This window comes from Lactobacillus kefiranofaciens, from assembly GCF_900103655.1.
Taxonomy (GTDB): Bacteria; Bacillota; Bacilli; order Lactobacillales; family Lactobacillaceae; genus Lactobacillus; species Lactobacillus kefiranofaciens.
Genome location: NZ_FMXC01000003.1, coordinates 17,440 through 36,121, shown reverse-complemented (window position 1 = coordinate 36,121; position 18,682 = coordinate 17,440). Strand labels below are relative to the sequence as shown.

Genomic DNA, 18,682 nt, shown 5'->3' with positions numbered 1-18,682 from the left:
TATTCTATTTTTCTTTACCGATAATTCTTACTTCAGTATGTAAATCTATGCCAAACTTTTCTTTAATTACTCGTTGAATTAAATGAATCAAATTCAGATAGTCAGTTGCAGTGGCACCGCCCTTATTAACGATAAAACCTGCATGCTTGGTTGAATCCTGTGCCCCACCAATTTTTTTACCTTGCAAGCCAGCCTTAATAATCATTGGTCCTACAAAGTGTCCAGTTGGCCGTTTAAAGACGCTCCCGCAAGATGGATATTCAAGTGGCTGCTTATAACGACGTAGTGCATTTAAATAATGCATTTGGTCTAAGATCTCCAGTCTATCTTTTGGTACTAGCTTAAAGCTAGCAGTAAGTACAATATCACCAGTTTCTTGCACTATCGAATGACGATAAGAGAAGTTCATTTCTTGATTAGAATACGTCTTAAATTCACCACTGCGAGTTAAAACATGAACGCTATCTACAACTTCTTGCATCTCACTACCATATGCGCCAGCATTCATGAAGACACCGCCACCAATACTACCAGGAATGCCTGCGGCAAACTCCATCCCACTTAAGCCATGATGAGCTGCTGCAAAAGCAGTATCAATAATTCGAGCTCCTGCATCTGCAGTTACCTGATTACCTTCTACCTTAATTTCTTTTAATTCAGTTAAGATAATAACTAATCCGTCAATTCCGCCGTCGCGGATGATTAGATTTGAGGCATTACCGATAATCGTTAGTGGAATCTTATCTATGCGAGTAGCTTTCACTAATTTCTCTACTTCAGCAGTATTTTTTGGAAAAGCCAAGTATTCAGCTGGACCTCCTGTTTTAGTAAAAGTATATCTGCTTAATGGAATTTGCTCTTTAATATCAATTCCTTGTTTTTTTAAATCAAGTAATTCCAAAATGAATGCCTCCTTATAGTTTCTTGTCTTATTTTACCGCAGAAAGAGCTTAGCTTCACTAGTAATCATGCTATACTTTAGCAATAAGGAGATTTTTTATGAATTTTATTGCAATGGACTTTGAAACTGCTAACCATTACCCTGAAAGCGCATGTTCACTAGCACTAGTAATGGTTAGAAATAATCAGATCGTTGATCGTTTTTATACAGTAATTAATCCGCAAATGCCCTTTGACGCACGCAATATTCAAGTGCATCAGATTACTGCTGACGATGTTAAAAATGCACCAACAATGGCCGAAGTTTGGCCTAAAATTACGGGCTTATATCAGCCAGGTATGCTAGTTGCGGCTCACAATGCCAGATTTGACACAAATGTTATGCGGCAATCTCTGGCTCGCTACAATATTGAAGAACCGCATTATTTAGTTATTGATACTCTAACGACAAGCAAACGGTTTGAACCTGATTTACCTGATCACAAATTAGACACGGTTTCCAACGCGCTAGATGTTGAACTTTGGCATCATCACAATGCTTTAAGTGATAGTGAAGCCTGCGCGGGTATTTTAATAAATCAAGAAAAACAGTTTGGCGCTGAGCCAATTAAAAATCTAATTTATCAAATTTAAAAAAGATTGGAAAATTCGTAATCCAATCTTTTTACTTTATTCATCATATTCAGTTAGGGCAGCTTTTACCCATTCTTCATTCCGTTTGCCATGTGGATCAAATTTAACTACACGCTTAGTAGATTCCCAGCTGTCATCGACTCTGGTAAGCGTTAATTGAAGATATTCATTAGGCAAATCATTCATCACTAATTGGGGCCACTCAATCACGATCAATCCGGGCTCTGCCAAGTACCCTTCTAAATCGATTGAAGATAAATCATCATCTTCCAAGCGATAAAAATCCATATAAAATAAAGGCAGTCTGGCTTCACGATATTCTCGTACAATTGTAAAGGTGGGACTTTTAACTGGACGCCGAACGCCGAGTTCTCTGCCTAATCCTTGCGTCATGGTTGTTTTCCCGGCACCTAAATCACCATTCAAAAGCAATAAATCATGCGGTTTAGCAGTTTTAGCTAAAGATGCCCCCAATTTTTGCATGCTTTCTGCCGAATTAATTTCTAATTTTGTCATTACTTTTCATCCTTTGCCAGAGCCTGTGCGGCAGTTACAATAGCCAAATCATAAATATCTTGCTCACTACAGCCGCGAGACAAATCATTTACTGGAGCGGCTAATCCTTGCAAAATTGGACCTACAGCAGTAAAACCACCAAGTCGTTGTACCATCTTGTAAGCAATATTACCAGACTGTAATTCTGGAAAAACAAAGACATTGGCATGTCCAGCTACCTTTGAACCTGGAGCTTTCTTTTCACCAACGGCTGGAACAAAAGCAGCATCAAATTGTAATTCACCGTCTGCTGGAATTTCTGGATAATTCTTTTGAAACATTGCAGCTGCATCATGAACCTTGTTTACCATCGGTCCTTCAGCAGACCCCTTAGTTGAAAAGCTTAAGAAAGCAACCTTAGGATCAATTTCAGCCATTTTCGCCGTTTGAGCTGACTGATAACCAATTTCAGCTAATGTTTCTTCATCGGGCTCTATATTAATGGCACAATCTGCAAAGATATATCTTTCATCACCCTTTTCCATCACAAAGGCACCCGACACACGATGCATCCCCTCTGCTGCGTGAATCAATTGCAAAGCTGGCAAAACAGTATTAGCAGTTGAATGAGCCGCACCTGAGACCATACCATCAGCTAGACCCATTTTAACCAACATCGTGCCAAAGTAATTGCCTTTAGCCAATTTTGCCTTTGCTTCTGCAATACTAGTGTTCTTATGTCTAGCTTTAACAAATGCATCAGCCATAGCATCAAGTCCACTATAATTGTTCTGATCATAAATCTTAACGCCGGCAATATCTAGATTATGCTCAGCAGCTATTTTTTTAACTTTGTCCGGATCACCAATTAAAATTGGCTCAACAATGCCATCTTGGTTTAAATTTGACACTGCTGTCAAAACTCTTAAATCATCGCTTTCTGGAAAAACAATCCGCTTCTTGTTTTCGGCTTGTTCAACTTGTTTTTTAAATAATGAAAATACACTCATTTACATACCTCTTATGCTAAATCTGATTTACTTACTGTCTCAGGTAATTGCCAATCAATTGGCGTTTCTCCCAAATTAATTAATGCTGTATTGCAGCGAGAGAACGGCCGAGAACCGAAAAAGCCACGATCAGCTGAAAATGGACTTGGATGGGCTGATTTAATAATAAAATTCTTACTCTGATCAATTAATAGAATCTTATTCTGAGCAAAACGTCCCCACAAGATAAAGACCACCTTGCCTCGTTTGCTTAATGCCTTGATCGCAGCATCAGTGACATCTTCCCAACCTTTACCTTGATGACCATTAGCATGACCATATGGAACAGTCAACACAGCATTTAATAGTAACACACCTTGATCTGCCCATTTCTTCAAATATCCATGATTGACTGGCCGAGCACCCACATCATCGTACAGTTCCTTATAAATATTCTTCAATGATGGTGGCAGCTGCATGCCCGGCATCACCGAAAAACTCATGCCATTAGCTTGTCCTGGATTATGATATGGATCTTGCCCTAAAATAACCACTTTTGTTTGCGCAAAAGATGTTAATTTAAAAGCTGTAAAAATATGATACATATCAGGATAAATCTGTTTTGTAGAGTATTCTTCCTTCAAGAAGTTATGAAGTTCGTGATACTTCTCACTTGCAAAAACTGGATCCAATATCTTGTCCCAATCATTACCGATTAATTCTTTAGCCAAGTCTTACACCCTCTTTTCTCATCCTCTTTATGGTATCATTAATTTAATAGTAATTGGGAGGAAAATTATGATCAAATTAGTTGCTTGTGATTTAGATGGTACACTTTTTAATTCAGAGATGGCAGTCTCCAAAGCTAATGCACAAGCTGTGAAAAATGCACAAAGAGCAGGCATTGAATTTTTAATTGCCACAGGTCGCGGGCCACGTGAATCTAAATCTGTTTTAAAAGATGCTGGTCTACACACAGGTTTTATTAATTTAAATGGCGCACTTGTTTTCAATGAAAAAGGCCAGCTAATGATCAAACGCGGTATTCCAATTAATAAGGCTAAACAATTAGTACAACTTTTTCATCAAGAAGGGTTTTATTTTGAAATTCTTACTGCTAATCAAATTTATACTGAAGATTTAAATCAAAGAATTTCTAATGTAGCTCACCTAATGGTAGATTTAAATCCTTTGCTTAACTTTAAACAAGCTGTAGCTATTTCCGCAGGGAATAAATCAATTTTGAATATGAAGCAAGTTAATAGCTTTGCAGAATTATTGCGAGACCCTCAAATTGAAGTTATGAAGATTATTGCTTTTGACGCTTGAGGATATGAAGCTTTTACCGACGTCAAAAAATCAATCGCAAAAATGGGGAATTTAGTCGTTACTTCCAGTTCTTCTGCCAACATTGAAGTCAATGACTGTAATGCTCAGAAAGGAATTGCACTTCTGGACTATGCTAAATTAAAAGGTATTAAACGAGAAGAAATTGCTGCTATTGGTGATAATTTAAATGACGAGAGTATGATTCGGGAAGCAGGAACCGGTGTTGCTATGGGAAATGCTATTCCAATGATTAAAAATCTTGTACAAGTTGTCACTAAGACAAATAATGAGGATGGGGTAGCCTATATTCTTAATCACTTTATTACTAATAAGAAACAAAAATAGAGGTGATCAAGCATGCTCTTTTGGTTAGAACTTAATCAAGAAAAAGCTTACGGTCAAATTCCCGTAGTAGGAGAAAATGGAAAAGTCCAATATTTTATTCAAGGCAATCTTGATAATCCCAACCATACTTTATATTTAGAAAATATTGCTAAAGATGAAATTGGTCGTTTGTTTACCGATGGGTGTGGGATTATTGCCTCTTTCACGATTGATGTAGTTAATCACTCTCTAGTGGGAATTAAAAAATTGAATACACCTAATACCAATATATTTTATCTTACTCAATTAAAATATATAGTTACTGGCAGCATTAAACGTGGTACCTATACTTTTCGTTCTGGATTCAAAGATGTAGCCGATGTTGAAACAATCGTGGGAGATCATGGAGTAGTATTAGTCTGCGATATTTCCAAACCAGAGGATGTTCCATTCATATTGCTTACCTCAGTATTATTTACACAGTGGCACGTTACTCCGTTAAAGCTTCCTACCTTTCCACCAATCGGAAAAAAGTTTGAAATTAATCCAAATTAGTATTAAAAAAAGCAGTTATGAAAATTATCATAACTGCTCTTCTAGAAAGTGATATAGATATAGATGTATCTTCTGCCATAAAGTTTGTATTTATTAAGTAATAAGGAATTATTGGGCAGAGACTGAATAATGAGGTTTCAATCTGTGTGAATCTCAACCTCCACTGCTTATTATACTTCCTCTAGGAAAAAATACAAGGGGTTTACTGTTATTATTTTCAATTGACTTTATTTATATGATGCATATTAGCAATAGCTTTTATACCAAAAGGTTATTTAAACACAAAAATAGCTCCTGCCAAATGCAGAAGCTATTTTTATTTTGATATCAAATTAGCCTTGGTAGTTTACCAATTCTAAGTATGATTCAGGCTTAAGTGAAGCACCACCAACTAAGCCACCGTCAATGTCAGGCTTTGACATTAATTCCTTAACGTTAGCTGGTTTTACAGAACCACCGTATTGAATACGAACGTTTTCTGCAGTTTCTTCATTGTACAAGTCCTTAACAGTTTCACGAATAGTCTTGCACATTTCTTCAGCTTGATCTGATGAAGCAGTCTTGCCAGTACCAATAGCCCAGATTGGTTCGTAAGCAATAACAAGTGAAGATACTTGATCAGCAGTAAGACCATCTAAAGCAGCCTTAATTTGACCAACAACCCAGTCTTCTTGCTTGTTAGCTTCACGAGTTTCAAGTGATTCACCACAGCAAATGATTGGCTTCAAGCCATTAGCAAAGATTGCTTTAGCCTTCTTGTTAATGTCTTCGTCAGTTTCGTGGAAGTAGCCACGACGTTCTGAGTGACCAATAATTACATAGTCCATACCCATTTCTTTTAAGACCTTAGGTGAAGTTTCACCAGTGAAAGCACCTTCGTCTTCAAAGTAACAGTTTTCTGCACCGATATGTAAGTTTGAACCCTTAGCAGCTTTTCTCAAAGCATCAAGGTCAACTGCAGGTGCACAAATAAGTGATTCTACCTTACTTGGGTCTGGTAACTTATCCTTAACAGCATCTACAAATTCAGTAGTTTGTTCAGGATTCATGTGTAACTTCCAGTTACCAGCAATAATTGGTGTACGACTCATTAGTCTATTATCTCCTTACCTTAAATTACTTGTCTGAAATACATGCAATACCTGGTAATTCCTTACCTTCAAGGTATTGAAGTGAAGCACCACCACCAGTTGAGATGTGGGTAATCTTGTCAGCAACACCAGACTTCTTAACAGCAGAAGTTGAGTCACCACCACCGATAATAGTTGTTGCATCAGTTAAGTCAGCTAAGGCATCAGCAATTGCATAAGTACCCTTAGCGAAGTTAGACATTTCAAAGGCACCCATAGGACCATTCCAAACAACAGTCTTAGCATCCTTTAAGATTTCCTTGAACTTTTCAACAGTCTTAGGACCAATGTCAAGACCCATCATGTTGTCAGGAATATCGTCACCAACAACCTCACGTGAAGCATCGTTTGAGAATTCAGTTGCAGCTACGTTGTCAACTGGAAGAACGATCTTGCCGTCAGCTTCTTTCAAAAGTTCCTTAGCAAGTTCAACTCTGTCCTTTTCAAACAATGACTTACCAATCTTGTGACCTTGAGCTGCTAAGAAGGTATAAGCCATACCACCACCGATTAAAATGTGGTCTGATTTAGGAATTAAGTTCTTAATTACAGCGATCTTGTCTGAAACCTTAGCACCACCAAGAATAGTTACAAATGGGTGAACTGGGTTTTCAACAGCGTTACCTAAGAACTTGATTTCCTTTTCCATTAAGAAACCAGCTGCAACAGGCTTGCCATCTTTCTTCATAGCAGTAGCAATACCAACGTTTGAAGCGTGGTTTCTGTGAGCAGTACCAAAGGCATCGTTTACGTACATGTCACCAAGACTTGCCCAGTATTCGCCAAGCTTAGGATCGTTACCTGATTCACGCTTACCAAAGTCATTGTCGATATCTTGGAATCTAGTATTTTCAAGAACAACAACGTCGCCATCGTTCATCTTGCTGATTGCTTCTTCAACTTCCTTACCTTCATTTGATGGTACAAAAGTTACAGGCTTCTTAAGAAGTTCGCTTAAGCGTTCAGCAACTGGCTTTAATGATAATTCCTTCTTGTCAGCATCTGACTTTACACGGCCCAAGTGACTTAAAAGAATTGCCTTACCACCATGTTTAATGATGTATTTAATTGTTGGAAGTGCAGCAACGATACGGTTGTCATCACCAATAACACCATCTTTAATAGGAACATTAAAGTCCACACGCATTAAGACCTTTTTGCCTTTAACATCAAGATCGTCAACGATTAATTTAGCCATTATAATCCTCCGATTATTTTGATATTTTTCCTTCAAAAAAAGGCGGAAGGAAGAATCTCCCTCCGCCTTCTCAATTACCACTTAACTATAATCAGTTAATGTCAATTAATGATTAAAGAGTAGCAAAGTGTAATAAAGTACGAACCATTTGGCAAGTGAATGAGTATTCATTGTCGTACCAAGTAACAGTCTTAACTAATTGCTTGTCACCTGCAGTAGTTACCATAGTTTGAGTTGGGTCAAAGATTGAACCAGCAGTCATGTTGATAACATCGCTTGAAACAATGTGATCACCGTTGTAAGCGAATGATGGGCTTTCGTACTTCTTAATAGCTTCGTTAACTTCGTCAGCAGTAACCTTCTTCTTCAAGATTGATACTAATTCAGTTTCTGAGCCATCTGGAACTGGAACACGTTGTGCGTGGCCGTTCATCTTACCGTTCAAGTCAGGCAATACCAAACCGATAGCCTTTGCTGAACCAGTAGTATGAGGAATAATGTTTTCGGCAGCAGCACGAGCGTCTTGTTCCTTACCACTACGAGCAGGACCGTCCAAAGTCATTTGACTACCAGTGTATGCGTGGATAGTGGTCATAGTAGCAACTTCAATACCGAATTCCTTGTTCAAAGCGTTTGCCATTGGAGCAATTGAGTTGGTAGTACATGAAGCAGCTGAAACAATCTTGTCGTCAGCAGTCAAAGTGTTTTCGTTTACTGAGTAAACGATAGTCTTCAAGTCGTTGCCGGCTGGAGCTGAGATCAATACACGCTTAGCACCTGCGTCAAGGTGAGCTTGTGCCTTAGCCTTGCTAGTGTAGAAACCAGTACATTCAAGAACAAAGTCAACACCGTCATTCTTAACCCAAGGAATGTTTTTTGCTTGTGGTTCAGCGTAAACACGGTACTTCTTGCCGTCAACAACGATTGAGTCATCAGTTGATGAAACTTCGTGGTTGAAAGTACCATGAGTAGTGTCGTACTTAAGTAAGTAAGCAAGCATCTTTGGAGTAGTCAAGTCGTTGATAGCAACAACTTCGATGTCCTTAGTTTCTTCACCTAAGTCCATAATACGACGGAATGCTAAACGACCAATACGGCCGAAACCGTTAATACCAATTTTAACTGTCATAACCTAAAGTCCTCCTTAAGAACTATAAACAACAATTTATTTTAAACGGGATTTTATTTCCCCTTTAAAATCATATTTGAGGCGCCCTCATCAGTAATTAACCAGGTTTGATGAGGCGCATTAGGCATATAAGCTTTGATTGCCTTGGCTTTTCTAGCACCACAGGCAAAGGCAAATATGTGGGGTATTTTATATAGGTTCTCAAACTGTAATCCAACCTGGGCGATACGGTCGACAACCTTGCCGTTTTCATCGAAAAAACACCCGAAACATTCGGTGACGGCTTTTTTTTCACGAAGCTCAGAGAGCTTAATTGAGTTATAGCCTCTGCGCCGTGCCATTTCTTGAGCTAACCCAATTCCATGAATCACGGCATCACTTTGTGAAATATCTTGTAGAACATCTGCAATCGAGGATTCACGTATTAATGACTTATAAGCATCATCTGATACCTGTTCTGGCAAATATAAAGTCTTATAAGTACCTGACGTCTTAGCAGCCATCTCTTGGACGATTGTATTACTTTGCGTTTCTACATTTTCGCCCAAAGCGCCTCGACCTGGAACAAACTCGAGTTGGCGATTATTTCCTAAACCAGGAGATAAATACCTCGCCGATTTTGCTAAAGATGTTCCCCCTAAGAGTGTAACGATTGAATGACCTAATGGCAAGAGTAAATTCAATGCCGAACTTAATTCTTCCCCCATCTCTTCAAAAACTCGATCCTGTAGATCGGCATTGCCTGGAACAATCAATGTTCTCTCAATGCCGAGTTTCTTTGCTAGTGCAACTTCCGTTTCACCAGCATTGAAAAGACGGTCAAGCAACGGACCTGCATCTTGCAGAGTCTTTTCACCTTTTTCAGTTAAAAACATACCAAAACTTTTTATTTCAATCAAACCTAAATGACTTAAATATTCTGTCTCAGTACGAATATTTCTCTCTGAAAGTCCTAGATGCTGAGCAACACTGCGCCTACCGATTGGAGCGTGCAACGCAATTTGTTCAAGCACAAGATATCTTTGTCGAAGAATCTTTAAGACGTCGGGAACGAGCGCTTCGAGCAAAGAAAAGTCCGAATTCATCGTTCCCTCCTTTCCCTAGGACGTTAGTCGACCATCACTGTGTCACTTGCTGTCCCAGATTGCTTAAAAATATAAGAGAAACGTACAATCATTTAACTTATACATTTTCCACTCGACATTGTTAGTATAACAAGGTATTTTCCGTAATTCAAGAAAAAGATGCGCCAAATTAATTTTTAGTAAATTAAGTAAAATAATTTTTATTTACCTTGATTTTTTGATATACTAACTAGGGTATCATTTGGACTCTTAGTGTAATGGATCGCACATAAGATTCCGGTTCTTAGAATCTGGGTTCGACTCCCAGGGGGTCCATATTAAAAAAGACGAGGTGAAAATCCTCGTCTTTTTTATATAATTTAAACAATAAAAAGAAGCTGTCTAAACGGACAGCTTCTTAATTAATTTAAATTCTAGTCTTTACCTGAAGTTAATTCAGCTCTTTGTGCAAATTGAACATAGAGTCTTGAACCAGTTGCTGACATCCCTTCGATTTCACGCTTAGTGTTGAAACGGTAGTGCTTCTTAGCGGTGCCATTTTCACCAACCTTAAAGATATTGTTGTTAAAGCCGATGTAGAAATTACCATTGCCGTAGGCAAAGCCTTGAACTGGTGAATTTGAAACAAATCTGCCCTTAGTTGCACCTACTTCAGTTGCATCCCAGCTGTCGCCATTTCTAGTCAACTTCCAGTATTCATAGTTGTCATAGCCACCATTGTGAAACAACGCATACATAGTGTTGTCACCAACAAAAGTTGCATTGTGGATGTAACGGTTGGAAGCAATTCTGACAGTCCAAATCTTGTTAATCTTCATATCGCTCTTACGGATTTGCAAAACTTCTTCAGATTTAGGACCATTGTTGTACTCATTATCATTAGCTAAAACGTAAATGTAGCTCGATGATGAGCCTAAAGATTGACCGTGACCTAACTTAATATAAGTACTAACCTTAATATTCTTAGCATATGACTTAAAAGTGCCCCAGCGCATTGTGGTCAAGTTTTGAGCTGCATATTTACTCTTCAATGCATTTAAATTGTATGAAACTAAGTGTCCATGTTGGTCATGACTGCTAGTAAACATTGAAGTAGTAAAAATACCATTAGAAACAGTCATTCCTTCTGGGATAACCCCAACTTGCCCCATCGCATCGCCAGCTTGACCATAACCTAAACTAACGAAACGAGGTTGGAAAAGTCGAGTTCTTAAAGTTAAGCCATTGCTTCTGAAAGTGTTGCTAGTAGTTTCTGAACGGTAATGATGAGCTGCATTCCAGTTTCTAGATGAGCCCTTTGAGCCACCATTCCAAGTTTTAATAGTCTTAAAGCCCTTCTTTGGGGTCTTATCTGCAGATGCATCTTGACCATTATAAACTGAAACTTTTACAGAAGCCTTAGCCTTACCATAGCTGTAATTTACTGTTGTTTCCTTAGTACTTACATGTGCTTGTGAAACATACACCTTGCTTGGATCAACTGCAGTACCTTGACTATTAGTTACATAGTTAATTGCATCACGTGTTGGAAATGCATAACTGAAATTTTTAACTAATGAGACTTCGTTTGCTACTGAAATTTTATTTCTAGCAAAAAAGTTTTGATTTACCCAACCCACATCATGGCCATCAACAATAATTCTCCAGAAAGTGCCTTTCTTGGTTGACATCGACTTCTTTGATTGAATTTGACCATACTTAAAGTACTTAGTTGAAGTAAACTTGCCAGATGTACCCTTCCTAGAAACATTGTGATAAATAGCGTAATTACCATTACCAGCAATCTTAGTAATTGCACGACTATATGTAGCTGCATTAGCTTGATTGCTACTTACTGCTAATCCGCAACTAACTAAAGCTGCACCAACAATAGCTGAAATAAAAAATCTCTTCTTATTTTTCATAAATACTCCTCTTTTAAAAAATTAGATTTATTGTACCACCTTTTTCACAAAAATGAACACTTATTGACAAAAATCCCATAATACTTAGATTTTGTAACCGCTTATGTTATATAATTAAAAAGTTCACATAAATGTATTATTAATATAGGAAGAAAATTTATGATTGAATCACAAAATAATCCCAAAAAGATGATGTGGACAACTTTAGCAATGATGGCCTTCTCCACTGTGTGGGGCTTTGGTAACGTTGTTAATGGTTATGTCTACTTTGATGGAACAAGGGTCATCTTCAGTTGGGTTGTAATGTTTCTACTCTACTTTGTTCCTTATGCCCTAATGGTCGGTGAATTAGGCGCCACCTTCAAAAAAGCTGAAGGCGGGGTTTCATCATGGGTTAACGCTACTATGGGTGCCAAATGGGCCTATTATGCTGGTTGGACTTACTGGGCCGTTCATATCGTTTATATTTCAAGTAAAGGTACCGGTGGATTAAGAGCCATGGCCTGGGGAATTTTTGGTAATACTCACTGGTATGACGGTTTGCTATGACGGTTTGCCTACTGCTTGGACTCAATTTGCTACTTTGGTAGTATTTTTATTCTTCTGCTGGGTTGCTAGTCGTGGTGTACCTGTTTTAAAGAGTCTAGCTACAGTTGCGGGGTCTTCGATGTTCATCATGTCTATTCTTTTTATTATCATGATGTTTGCAGCCCCAGCAATAAATCCACATGCTGGTTTTTATAACATTAATTTTAACTGGAAGAACTTAATGCCTACTTTTAACGTTAAGTACTTTACCTCGCTCTCAATCCTAGTCTTCGCCGTTGGTGGCTGTGAAAAAATTTCGCCTTATGTTAATAAAGTGCAAAATCCAGCCAAAAACTTTCCTAAAGCAATGATGGCTTTAGCAATTATGGTTATGGTTTCTGCAATTTTAGGAACTTTTGCGATGGCTTTAATGTTTGATCCTAAGGTGGTTAACGCTAACCTCAACGAATATATTTCAAACGGTGCATACATGGCCTTTCAAAAGCTAGGCGAATATTACCATGTTGGTGGCTTGTTTATGTACATCTATTCATGGTGTAACGTGATTGGACAATTTTCAACTTTAGTAATCAGTATTGATGCACCACTTAGAATGCTTTTAGGTAGCAAAGAAGCTAAAGCCTTTATTCCTGAGGGCCTGCTTAAGCTTAACAAGCATGGTGCATACATTAACGGTATTTGGATGATCGTAATCTTGTCTGGTGGTTTAATTGCTATCCAAGCCCTTGTACCTAATGCTCAAGCGGTGATGGCTCAATTGGTTAAATTAAATTCAACTACTATGCCACTACGTTACCTTTGGGTATTCGCAGCCTACGTTGCTCTAAGAAAGCAACAAAAGAAATTTGAAACCAGCTATCAAATGACTAAGCATCAAGGCCTAGCCTATACTGCCGGTATCTGGTGTTTCCTAGTTACTGCTGCTTGCTGTATCTTTGGGATTTACTCACCAGATCCATTTACTTTATTCCTAAACATTATCACGCCAATTATCTTAATTGTTTTAGGCTTGATTTTACCGGGAATTAAAAAGTATCAAGAATCTAAGGCTAATTAATAATTAGTGCAATAAAAATAATTACTTAGTTAACTTTTGAGTACTTTCCAATAATTCAGCACGCTGAGCTAAGTTAGTGTAAAGACGATTATTTTCAACTGCAATACCTTCGATCTCACGACCAGTATGGAATTGATAAGTATCTTTAACTTCACCATCTTTGGCAATCTTAGCAATTACATCATTAAATGCTAAATAGAAGTTATCATTCTTAAGATCATAAGCAAAGCCTTGAGTGTAAGTATTTGAAACAATACCAGTCTTAGTTGCACCTAACATAATTGGATACCAGTTATCACCTTTACGGTTGAATTCCCAGTATTCAGTTTGATGCTTATCCTTATTGTAAGTAGTAGTATACATCTTGTGATCATCAACAATTACGCCATTCTTGAAATAACGACCTTCTGAATCATTACCATTCCAGCACTTAAATGTCCAGATCTTGTTGATACACATATCACTCTTACGGATCTGAATCAATTCTTCTGAAGCATTGCTCTTGTAAGAAGTCTTATTATCATTGTTGATTACATAAATGTACTTCTTAGTTGATCCCATTGCCTGACCGTGACCAACTGGAATATATGGACTTACCTTAATATTTTTCACATAAGAATTGAATTTCTTCTGTGACATATCAAGTAAGTATTGCCCATTAAATGCATTAGTCAAATGATTTAAGTTATAGCCTACGATATGACCATTGGCAACGTTTGTCTTGCTTAATAAGCTAGTGTAAAGCCAGCCATTAGACATTGTAATACCTTCTGGAATATGACCTACACGGTTAATTAAATCGTCATCATCAATATCTCTAGCTACACTTAATAGTACTGGCTGGAAGAAACGCGTTCTAAAGGTTAATCTACTACCTTCACTATTGTAGGTATGCTTAGATTTATCTGGGGCAAAATCAGTCTTAGTTACATAATTAGCTGAACTACCATAATATTTCTTCCATGATTTCAAATTACCACTAAATGGCTTAGCCGTGACGCTATCTGCATCAGCAACGCCTTCTTTAGTACTTTTTCTTACAGTTACCTTAACAGTAGCTTTAGCACTACCATAACTATATTTCACATGGTAAGTACCTGGTTCTGAGCAATCAATTCCATCTTCAGAGATAGTAACATCTTGATTGTCAATAACTGTTCCCATATAGTTAGTCACATAACTAATTGCATCGCTAGGGTCAAATACGGAATGACTGTTTCTAACTAAGGTTACAGTCTTAGGAACTGCAATAGTATTTCTAGTAAACCAATTTTGGTTAACGTAACCCACCTTACGGCCATTTACATAAATTCTCCAATAAGTCGCATTACTAGTCTTAATACTCTGATCAGATTGAATATGAGCATATTGATAATTGCTTGCATCCGCAATCTTCTTACCAACTGGCTTACCCTTAGCAATCTTTTTATAAACAGGATAACTCTTGCCGCTACCCACTTTAACCATCAAGTCATAAGAAGTACTGGTCTGTGTAGATGCTTTCTTTTCACTATCTTTTGCTGTGCTATCCTTACTAGTCTTAGTGGTTGAAGTCTTAGCTGCAGACACTGGATTAGCATAACCCATTAACAATCCAACACTGAGTGCTACCGCTGACGTCGCGGTTAAAATTTTCTTCGAATATCTCAAGCCTATCCTCCATACTATAATAATTTATATTTTACTATTTTATTATAATATATAAGAGTAATCTTCTAAAATACATTTTCAATACAAGTGAGCGTCTTTATTTGACACTTTTATTACGAAGTGATTTAATTAGCACTGTACTTGAATGAGTGCTAATTAAACAACGAATTAAAAAATTTAGGAGGCAGATATATGCTAGTACCTACAGTTATTGAACAAACTGCTCGTGGTGAACGTGCATATGACATTTACTCACGTTTGCTAAAAGATAGAATCATCATGCTTAGTGGTGAGATTAATGACCAAATGGCTAACTCCATCATTGCTCAATTGCTCTTCTTGGATGCCCAAGACAACACCAAGGACATTTCCCTTTACATTAATTCACCAGGTGGTGTCATTACTTCCGGTTTAGCCATCATGGATACGATGAACTTTATTAAATCCGATGTTTCCACTATTGCTATTGGGATGGCTGCTTCAATGGCATCCATTCTTTTAACTAGCGGTACCAAGGGCAAGCGTTTTGCTTTACCTAATTCAACTGTCTTGATTCACCAACCATTAGGTGGTGCCCAAGGACAACAGACTGATATCCAGATTGCAGCTAATGAAATCCTGAAGAGTCGGAAGAAGATCAACGAGATTTTGCATGAAACTACTGGTCAACCACTAGAAAAGATTCAAAAAGATACCGAACGTGACAACTACTTAACTGCTGAGCAAGCTAAGGAATACGGCTTAATTGACGATATTATGGTTAACAAGAAAAAATAATTAAATCTTCGTTATTCAAAAAGAGGTTCAAAAATGAACCTCTTTTTTTCTACACCCGCAAATTATCAGCTAATTCATGTAGCTTTTTAAATCGATGATTAACGCCAGACTTAGAAATTGGACCATCAGGCAATTTATCAGCTACTTCCTTTAAGGTCAACTCGGGATGAGCTAATCGAAAACGGGCTAAGACTTGCAACTTCTCTGGTAAATCATCCAAACCTTTTTCCTGTTGAATTAACTGAATGTCTTCCACCTGTTTTGCGGAAGCAGAAGCTGTTTTTTTCATATTAGCTGTATCACAATTTACTAAGCGATTAACTGAATTACGCATATCACGCATGATTCTTAAATCCTCAAAATTAAGCATCGCATTTAAAGCACCAACGATATGCAAAAAGTCGCCAATTTTTTCTGCTTCTTTAAGATAGACGATATATCCACTGCGTCGTTTAATAATTTTAGCATTTAAATAAAAATATTTATTCATTAATGTAGCCAGATCTTCATTATGATCCTCATAGGTTGAATAAATTTCTAAATGATAGCGACTAGTCTCCGGGTTATTAACGCTTCCTCCTGCTAAAAAAGCTCCGCGCAAATAAGACATCGCACCTTCACGAGAATCCATGATTCTTTCGGGAATTCGTGTGACCAAGCCCCTTTCAGAATCCCAAATTCGTAAATTCTTCAGTATTTGTTGAACATCTTGATTTAGACGAACCAAATACTGATTATTTTTCTTTAATTTCATTTTACGCGAAACAATCAATAAAGGCTCAATACCATATGCTACCTTAATCAATTTAAAAATCCTACGGGCAATTGCTGGATTTTCTGTAGTAATATCCAAACTAAATTGATGATCGTGTAAATTTAAAACACCGTTCATTCGCAAAAAAGCAGCTAACTCTGCTTTGGCATGCTCTGGATGCATCTCAAGCGAAGTTAGCTCCTTTTTGACCTCACTAGCATAACTAGCCATTATTTTCCTTCATTCTTTTACGTGTCATTGCTTCAAATGCCAAGTTCATAATCTCATGAGCAACTTTTTTTCCATCATGAAAGACCAGGCCATGACGCTGATCAAGAAAATCATCAGTGATTACACGACACTCTTGCTTTCTTAAACCTTTGAAGTCATTTTTTACCGGTTCAAGATAGGCGTCATAATCTTCTGGGTGAAACTTACTCATATCAATTTTAGCCCCATTAACCAAGGCTGTATTGATATAATGACCACCTAAATGATTGTTAATCACTTCAACGTGCTCTGAATCACTAAAATGATCAGTCTCCCCACGTTGAGTCATAATATTACAAATATAAATTACCTCGGCTGGGGTCTCACGAACCGCTTCGCCCAAATTAGAAATCATCAGATTAGGCAAAATCGAAGTAAACAGGCTTCCTGGTCCCAGTACAACTGCATCAGCTTGCATAATTGAAGCCAACACAGGTAAAACGGCTCTAGGTTCATCATCAGAATCTGTATCTGTAACCCACACGCGCTTAATGCGTTTATCTTTAGATGTAATTTCAGTTTCTCCGGATTCTTGGCTTCCATCCACAAATTCAGCATTAAGAGTTAATGGCTCATTAGAAGCTGGAAAAACATGTCCATCAATTTTCATCATTTTAGACAGAGATTGAACTGCATCAAAAATATTACCATGCATTTCATTTAAGGCGGCAATAATCAAGTTACCGATCGCATGACCCGAGAAAAAGGCATCTGAAGAATCAAAACGATATTGGAAAATATCTTTTTCTTCCTGTGGCAAATCACTTAATGAAACTAAGACGTTTCGGATATCACCAGGTGGAACAACGTTGATAAAGTTTCTAATTGAGCCTGATGAACCACCATCATCAGAAACGGTAACAATTGCCGTAATTTCTGCATTTTGATCTTTTAATGCATTCAGAATTACCGGTAAGCCTGTACCTCCACCAATCACAACTACTCGTGGGCGTCTGCCTTTAATTACTCGAACAATTCTGGTTTCTCCATATGGCATCCCCCGCACACCTACTTTCTAATATAACGACTCACTTCACGGTGAGTAATATCAACTGGATATTTTTTAGCTAGATCACGAGCTAATTGCTGAGCAATTGACACGCTGCGGTGCTGCCCACCAGTACAGCCAATAGCAATAGTTAATTTTTCTTTTCCTTCTTTAATGTAGCCGGGAATAGCTGTTTCCAGCAGATCTAGCAGTTTCTTATAGAAGACTTGCGTCTCTTTTTTATTCATTACATAATCAAAAACCCGCTTGTCTAAACCGGTAAATGGCCGCAATTCTGGAATATAAAATGGATTAGGCAAAAAACGCACATCCATCACAATATCGGCATCAATTGGCATTCCATACTTGAAGCCAAAGGACATTACCTCAATAGAAAAAGGCTGACGTTTGCGGTCACTGAACGTATTAATTAATTTTTGCTTTAATTCTTTAGTTGATAAATTTGAAGTATCAATAATATAGTTAGAACGATTCTTAATTGGAGTTAAGATATGTCGCTCTTCTTGAATGCCGTCAAGCAATCTGCCTTTACCATTATTAGCTAATGGTGACAGACGCCTAGTTTCTTTATATCGAGCAACTAAGACATCATCTGAAGCATCCAAAAATAGAATAGTAGCTTGAACATTGCCATTATCCTCTAATGAATTAACCTCATCCAACAAGTCACGATAAAATGTTTTTACTCGTAAATCGATTACTGCCGCAACCTTATGAAAGTCATTAGAATTATTAATTAAATCCCAAAAACTTCCGAGCAGAGTCGGCGGCAGATTATCAACAACAAAGTAGCCCATATCTTCCAAGGCATGAGCCACAACAGTTTTACCTGCACCACTCATCCCCGTCACAATTAATAATTGTTTCTTTTCCTCAGCCATGGTAATTCCTCCCAGTTAAATTATATCATACCGGGTGTTTCACTAGAGTGCAAAAAAAGAAGCC

General features: G+C 37.7%; 16 protein-coding genes and 2 pseudogenes. 5 read left to right on the top strand and 13 right to left on the bottom strand.

Going from position 1 to position 18,682, the window contains the following annotated elements:
- Positions 1 to 4: 4 nt before the first annotated feature.
- Positions 5 to 901, bottom strand: a complete 897-nt coding sequence (gene murB / locus BLP58_RS02320; RefSeq protein ID WP_013854427.1) for a UDP-N-acetylmuramate dehydrogenase — start codon at positions 899 to 901, stop codon at positions 5 to 7.
- 98 nt (positions 902 to 999) lie between these two features.
- Here murB and BLP58_RS02315 point away from each other — a divergent pair, with 98 nt between their 5' ends.
- Positions 1,000 to 1,533: a 3'-5' exonuclease gene (locus BLP58_RS02315; RefSeq protein WP_013854428.1), complete on the top strand. Its 534-nt coding sequence runs from the start codon at positions 1,000 to 1,002 to the stop codon at positions 1,531 to 1,533.
- Between the two features lie 36 nt (positions 1,534 to 1,569).
- Here BLP58_RS02315 and tsaE read toward each other — a convergent pair whose 3' ends face one another.
- From tsaE to BLP58_RS02300, 3 genes are read right to left on the bottom strand one after another with little or no spacing between them, the layout of a single operon-like run.
- Entirely contained in the window at positions 1,570 to 2,049 is a 480-nt protein-coding gene (gene tsaE / locus BLP58_RS02310) for a tRNA (adenosine(37)-N6)-threonylcarbamoyltransferase complex ATPase subunit type 1 TsaE (RefSeq protein WP_013854429.1), read from the bottom strand.
- A complete protein-coding gene (gene pta / locus BLP58_RS02305; RefSeq protein WP_013854430.1) occupies positions 2,049 to 3,038 on the bottom strand; it encodes a phosphate acetyltransferase in 990 nt (329 codons plus the stop codon). The genes tsaE and pta overlap by 1 nt, the downstream gene beginning before the upstream one ends.
- Before the next feature lie 11 nt (positions 3,039 to 3,049).
- The gene (locus BLP58_RS02300; RefSeq protein ID WP_013854431.1) at positions 3,050 to 3,748 is read right to left on the bottom strand and encodes a uracil-DNA glycosylase; all 699 of its coding nucleotides are present in this window, start codon (positions 3,746 to 3,748) and stop codon (positions 3,050 to 3,052) included.
- Positions 3,749 to 3,815: 67 nt separating this feature from the next.
- Here BLP58_RS02300 and BLP58_RS02295 point away from each other — a divergent pair.
- Positions 3,816 to 4,691 (top strand): annotated as a pseudogene (locus BLP58_RS02295) (Cof-type HAD-IIB family hydrolase).
- 12 nt (positions 4,692 to 4,703) lie between these two features.
- A complete protein-coding gene (locus BLP58_RS02290; RefSeq protein ID WP_013854432.1) occupies positions 4,704 to 5,225 on the top strand; it encodes a hypothetical protein in 522 nt (173 codons plus the stop codon).
- A 332-nt stretch (positions 5,226 to 5,557) separates the two neighbouring features.
- Here BLP58_RS02290 and tpiA read toward each other — a convergent pair whose 3' ends face one another.
- The 5 genes from tpiA to BLP58_RS02260 form a co-directional block, all read right to left on the bottom strand.
- Positions 5,558 to 6,316, bottom strand: a complete 759-nt coding sequence (gene tpiA, locus BLP58_RS02285) for a triose-phosphate isomerase (RefSeq protein ID WP_013854433.1) — start codon at positions 6,314 to 6,316, stop codon at positions 5,558 to 5,560.
- Positions 6,317 to 6,341: 25 nt separating this feature from the next.
- On the bottom strand, positions 6,342 to 7,553 hold the full coding sequence (locus BLP58_RS02280) for a phosphoglycerate kinase (protein ID WP_013854434.1): 1,212 nt from the start codon (positions 7,551 to 7,553) through the stop codon (positions 6,342 to 6,344).
- Positions 7,554 to 7,665: 112 nt separating this feature from the next.
- A complete protein-coding gene (gene gap, locus BLP58_RS02275) occupies positions 7,666 to 8,682 on the bottom strand; it encodes a type I glyceraldehyde-3-phosphate dehydrogenase (protein ID WP_013854435.1) in 1,017 nt (338 codons plus the stop codon).
- Between the two features lie 53 nt (positions 8,683 to 8,735).
- Positions 8,736 to 9,767 (bottom strand): sugar-binding transcriptional regulator, encoded by a 1,032-nt coding sequence (locus BLP58_RS02270; protein ID WP_013854436.1) that lies wholly within the window; start codon positions 9,765 to 9,767, stop codon positions 8,736 to 8,738.
- 413 nt (positions 9,768 to 10,180) lie between these two features.
- Positions 10,181 to 11,671, bottom strand: coding sequence for an LBA0864 family S-layer associated protein (locus tag BLP58_RS02260; protein ID WP_013854437.1), 1,491 nt, complete (start codon positions 11,669 to 11,671; stop codon positions 10,181 to 10,183).
- Between the two features lie 159 nt (positions 11,672 to 11,830).
- Between BLP58_RS02260 and BLP58_RS02255 the strand changes: the two are divergent.
- A pseudogene (locus tag BLP58_RS02255) lies at positions 11,831 to 13,277 on the top strand (APC family permease).
- Between the two features lie 21 nt (positions 13,278 to 13,298).
- Here BLP58_RS02255 and BLP58_RS02250 read toward each other — a convergent pair.
- Positions 13,299 to 14,927: an SH3-like domain-containing protein gene (locus tag BLP58_RS02250; RefSeq protein ID WP_013854438.1), complete on the bottom strand. Its 1,629-nt coding sequence runs from the start codon at positions 14,925 to 14,927 to the stop codon at positions 13,299 to 13,301.
- 192 nt (positions 14,928 to 15,119) lie between these two features.
- Here BLP58_RS02250 and clpP point away from each other — a divergent pair, with 192 nt between their 5' ends.
- Entirely contained in the window at positions 15,120 to 15,704 is a 585-nt protein-coding gene (gene clpP / locus BLP58_RS02245; RefSeq protein WP_013854439.1) for an ATP-dependent Clp endopeptidase proteolytic subunit ClpP, read from the top strand.
- Between the two features lie 49 nt (positions 15,705 to 15,753).
- On the opposite strand, the gene whiA is transcribed toward clpP, so the two are convergent.
- From whiA to rapZ, 3 genes are read right to left on the bottom strand one after another with little or no spacing between them, the layout of a single operon-like run.
- The gene (gene whiA, locus BLP58_RS02240; RefSeq protein ID WP_013854440.1) at positions 15,754 to 16,689 is read right to left on the bottom strand and encodes a DNA-binding protein WhiA; all 936 of its coding nucleotides are present in this window, start codon (positions 16,687 to 16,689) and stop codon (positions 15,754 to 15,756) included.
- Positions 16,682 to 17,725 (bottom strand): gluconeogenesis factor YvcK family protein, encoded by a 1,044-nt coding sequence (locus tag BLP58_RS02235; RefSeq protein ID WP_013854441.1) that lies wholly within the window; start codon positions 17,723 to 17,725, stop codon positions 16,682 to 16,684. The genes whiA and BLP58_RS02235 overlap by 8 nt, the downstream gene beginning before the upstream one ends.
- An 11-nt stretch (positions 17,726 to 17,736) precedes the next feature.
- Positions 17,737 to 18,618: an RNase adapter RapZ gene (gene rapZ / locus BLP58_RS02230; protein WP_013854442.1), complete on the bottom strand. Its 882-nt coding sequence runs from the start codon at positions 18,616 to 18,618 to the stop codon at positions 17,737 to 17,739.
- Positions 18,619 to 18,682 lie beyond the last annotated feature (64 nt).

What these genes read in the sequence shown, in the direction of transcription:
- BLP58_RS02315 (WP_013854428.1), top strand. Translation starts at nt 1,000, where the DNA reads ATGAATTTTATTGCAATGGACTTTGAAACTGCTAACCATTACCCTGAA.
- tsaE (WP_013854429.1), bottom strand. Translation starts at nt 2,049, where the DNA reads ATGACAAAATTAGAAATTAATTCGGCAGAAAGCATGCAAAAATTGGGG.
- pta (WP_013854430.1), bottom strand. Translation starts at nt 3,038, where the DNA reads ATGAGTGTATTTTCATTATTTAAAAAACAAGTTGAACAAGCCGAAAAC.
- BLP58_RS02290 (WP_013854432.1), top strand. Translation starts at nt 4,704, where the DNA reads ATGCTCTTTTGGTTAGAACTTAATCAAGAAAAAGCTTACGGTCAAATT.
- tpiA (WP_013854433.1), bottom strand. Translation starts at nt 6,316, where the DNA reads ATGAGTCGTACACCAATTATTGCTGGTAACTGGAAGTTACACATGAAT.
- BLP58_RS02280 (WP_013854434.1), bottom strand. Translation starts at nt 7,553, where the DNA reads ATGGCTAAATTAATCGTTGACGATCTTGATGTTAAAGGCAAAAAGGTC.
- gap (WP_013854435.1), bottom strand. Translation starts at nt 8,682, where the DNA reads ATGACAGTTAAAATTGGTATTAACGGTTTCGGCCGTATTGGTCGTTTA.
- BLP58_RS02270 (WP_013854436.1), bottom strand. Translation starts at nt 9,767, where the DNA reads ATGAATTCGGACTTTTCTTTGCTCGAAGCGCTCGTTCCCGACGTCTTA.
- BLP58_RS02260 (WP_013854437.1), bottom strand. Translation starts at nt 11,671, where the DNA reads ATGAAAAATAAGAAGAGATTTTTTATTTCAGCTATTGTTGGTGCAGCT.
- clpP (WP_013854439.1), top strand. Translation starts at nt 15,120, where the DNA reads ATGCTAGTACCTACAGTTATTGAACAAACTGCTCGTGGTGAACGTGCA.
- whiA (WP_013854440.1), bottom strand. Translation starts at nt 16,689, where the DNA reads ATGGCTAGTTATGCTAGTGAGGTCAAAAAGGAGCTAACTTCGCTTGAG.
- BLP58_RS02235 (WP_013854441.1), bottom strand. Translation starts at nt 17,725, where the DNA reads ATGCCATATGGAGAAACCAGAATTGTTCGAGTAATTAAAGGCAGACGC.
- rapZ (WP_013854442.1), bottom strand. Translation starts at nt 18,618, where the DNA reads ATGGCTGAGGAAAAGAAACAATTATTAATTGTGACGGGGATGAGTGGT.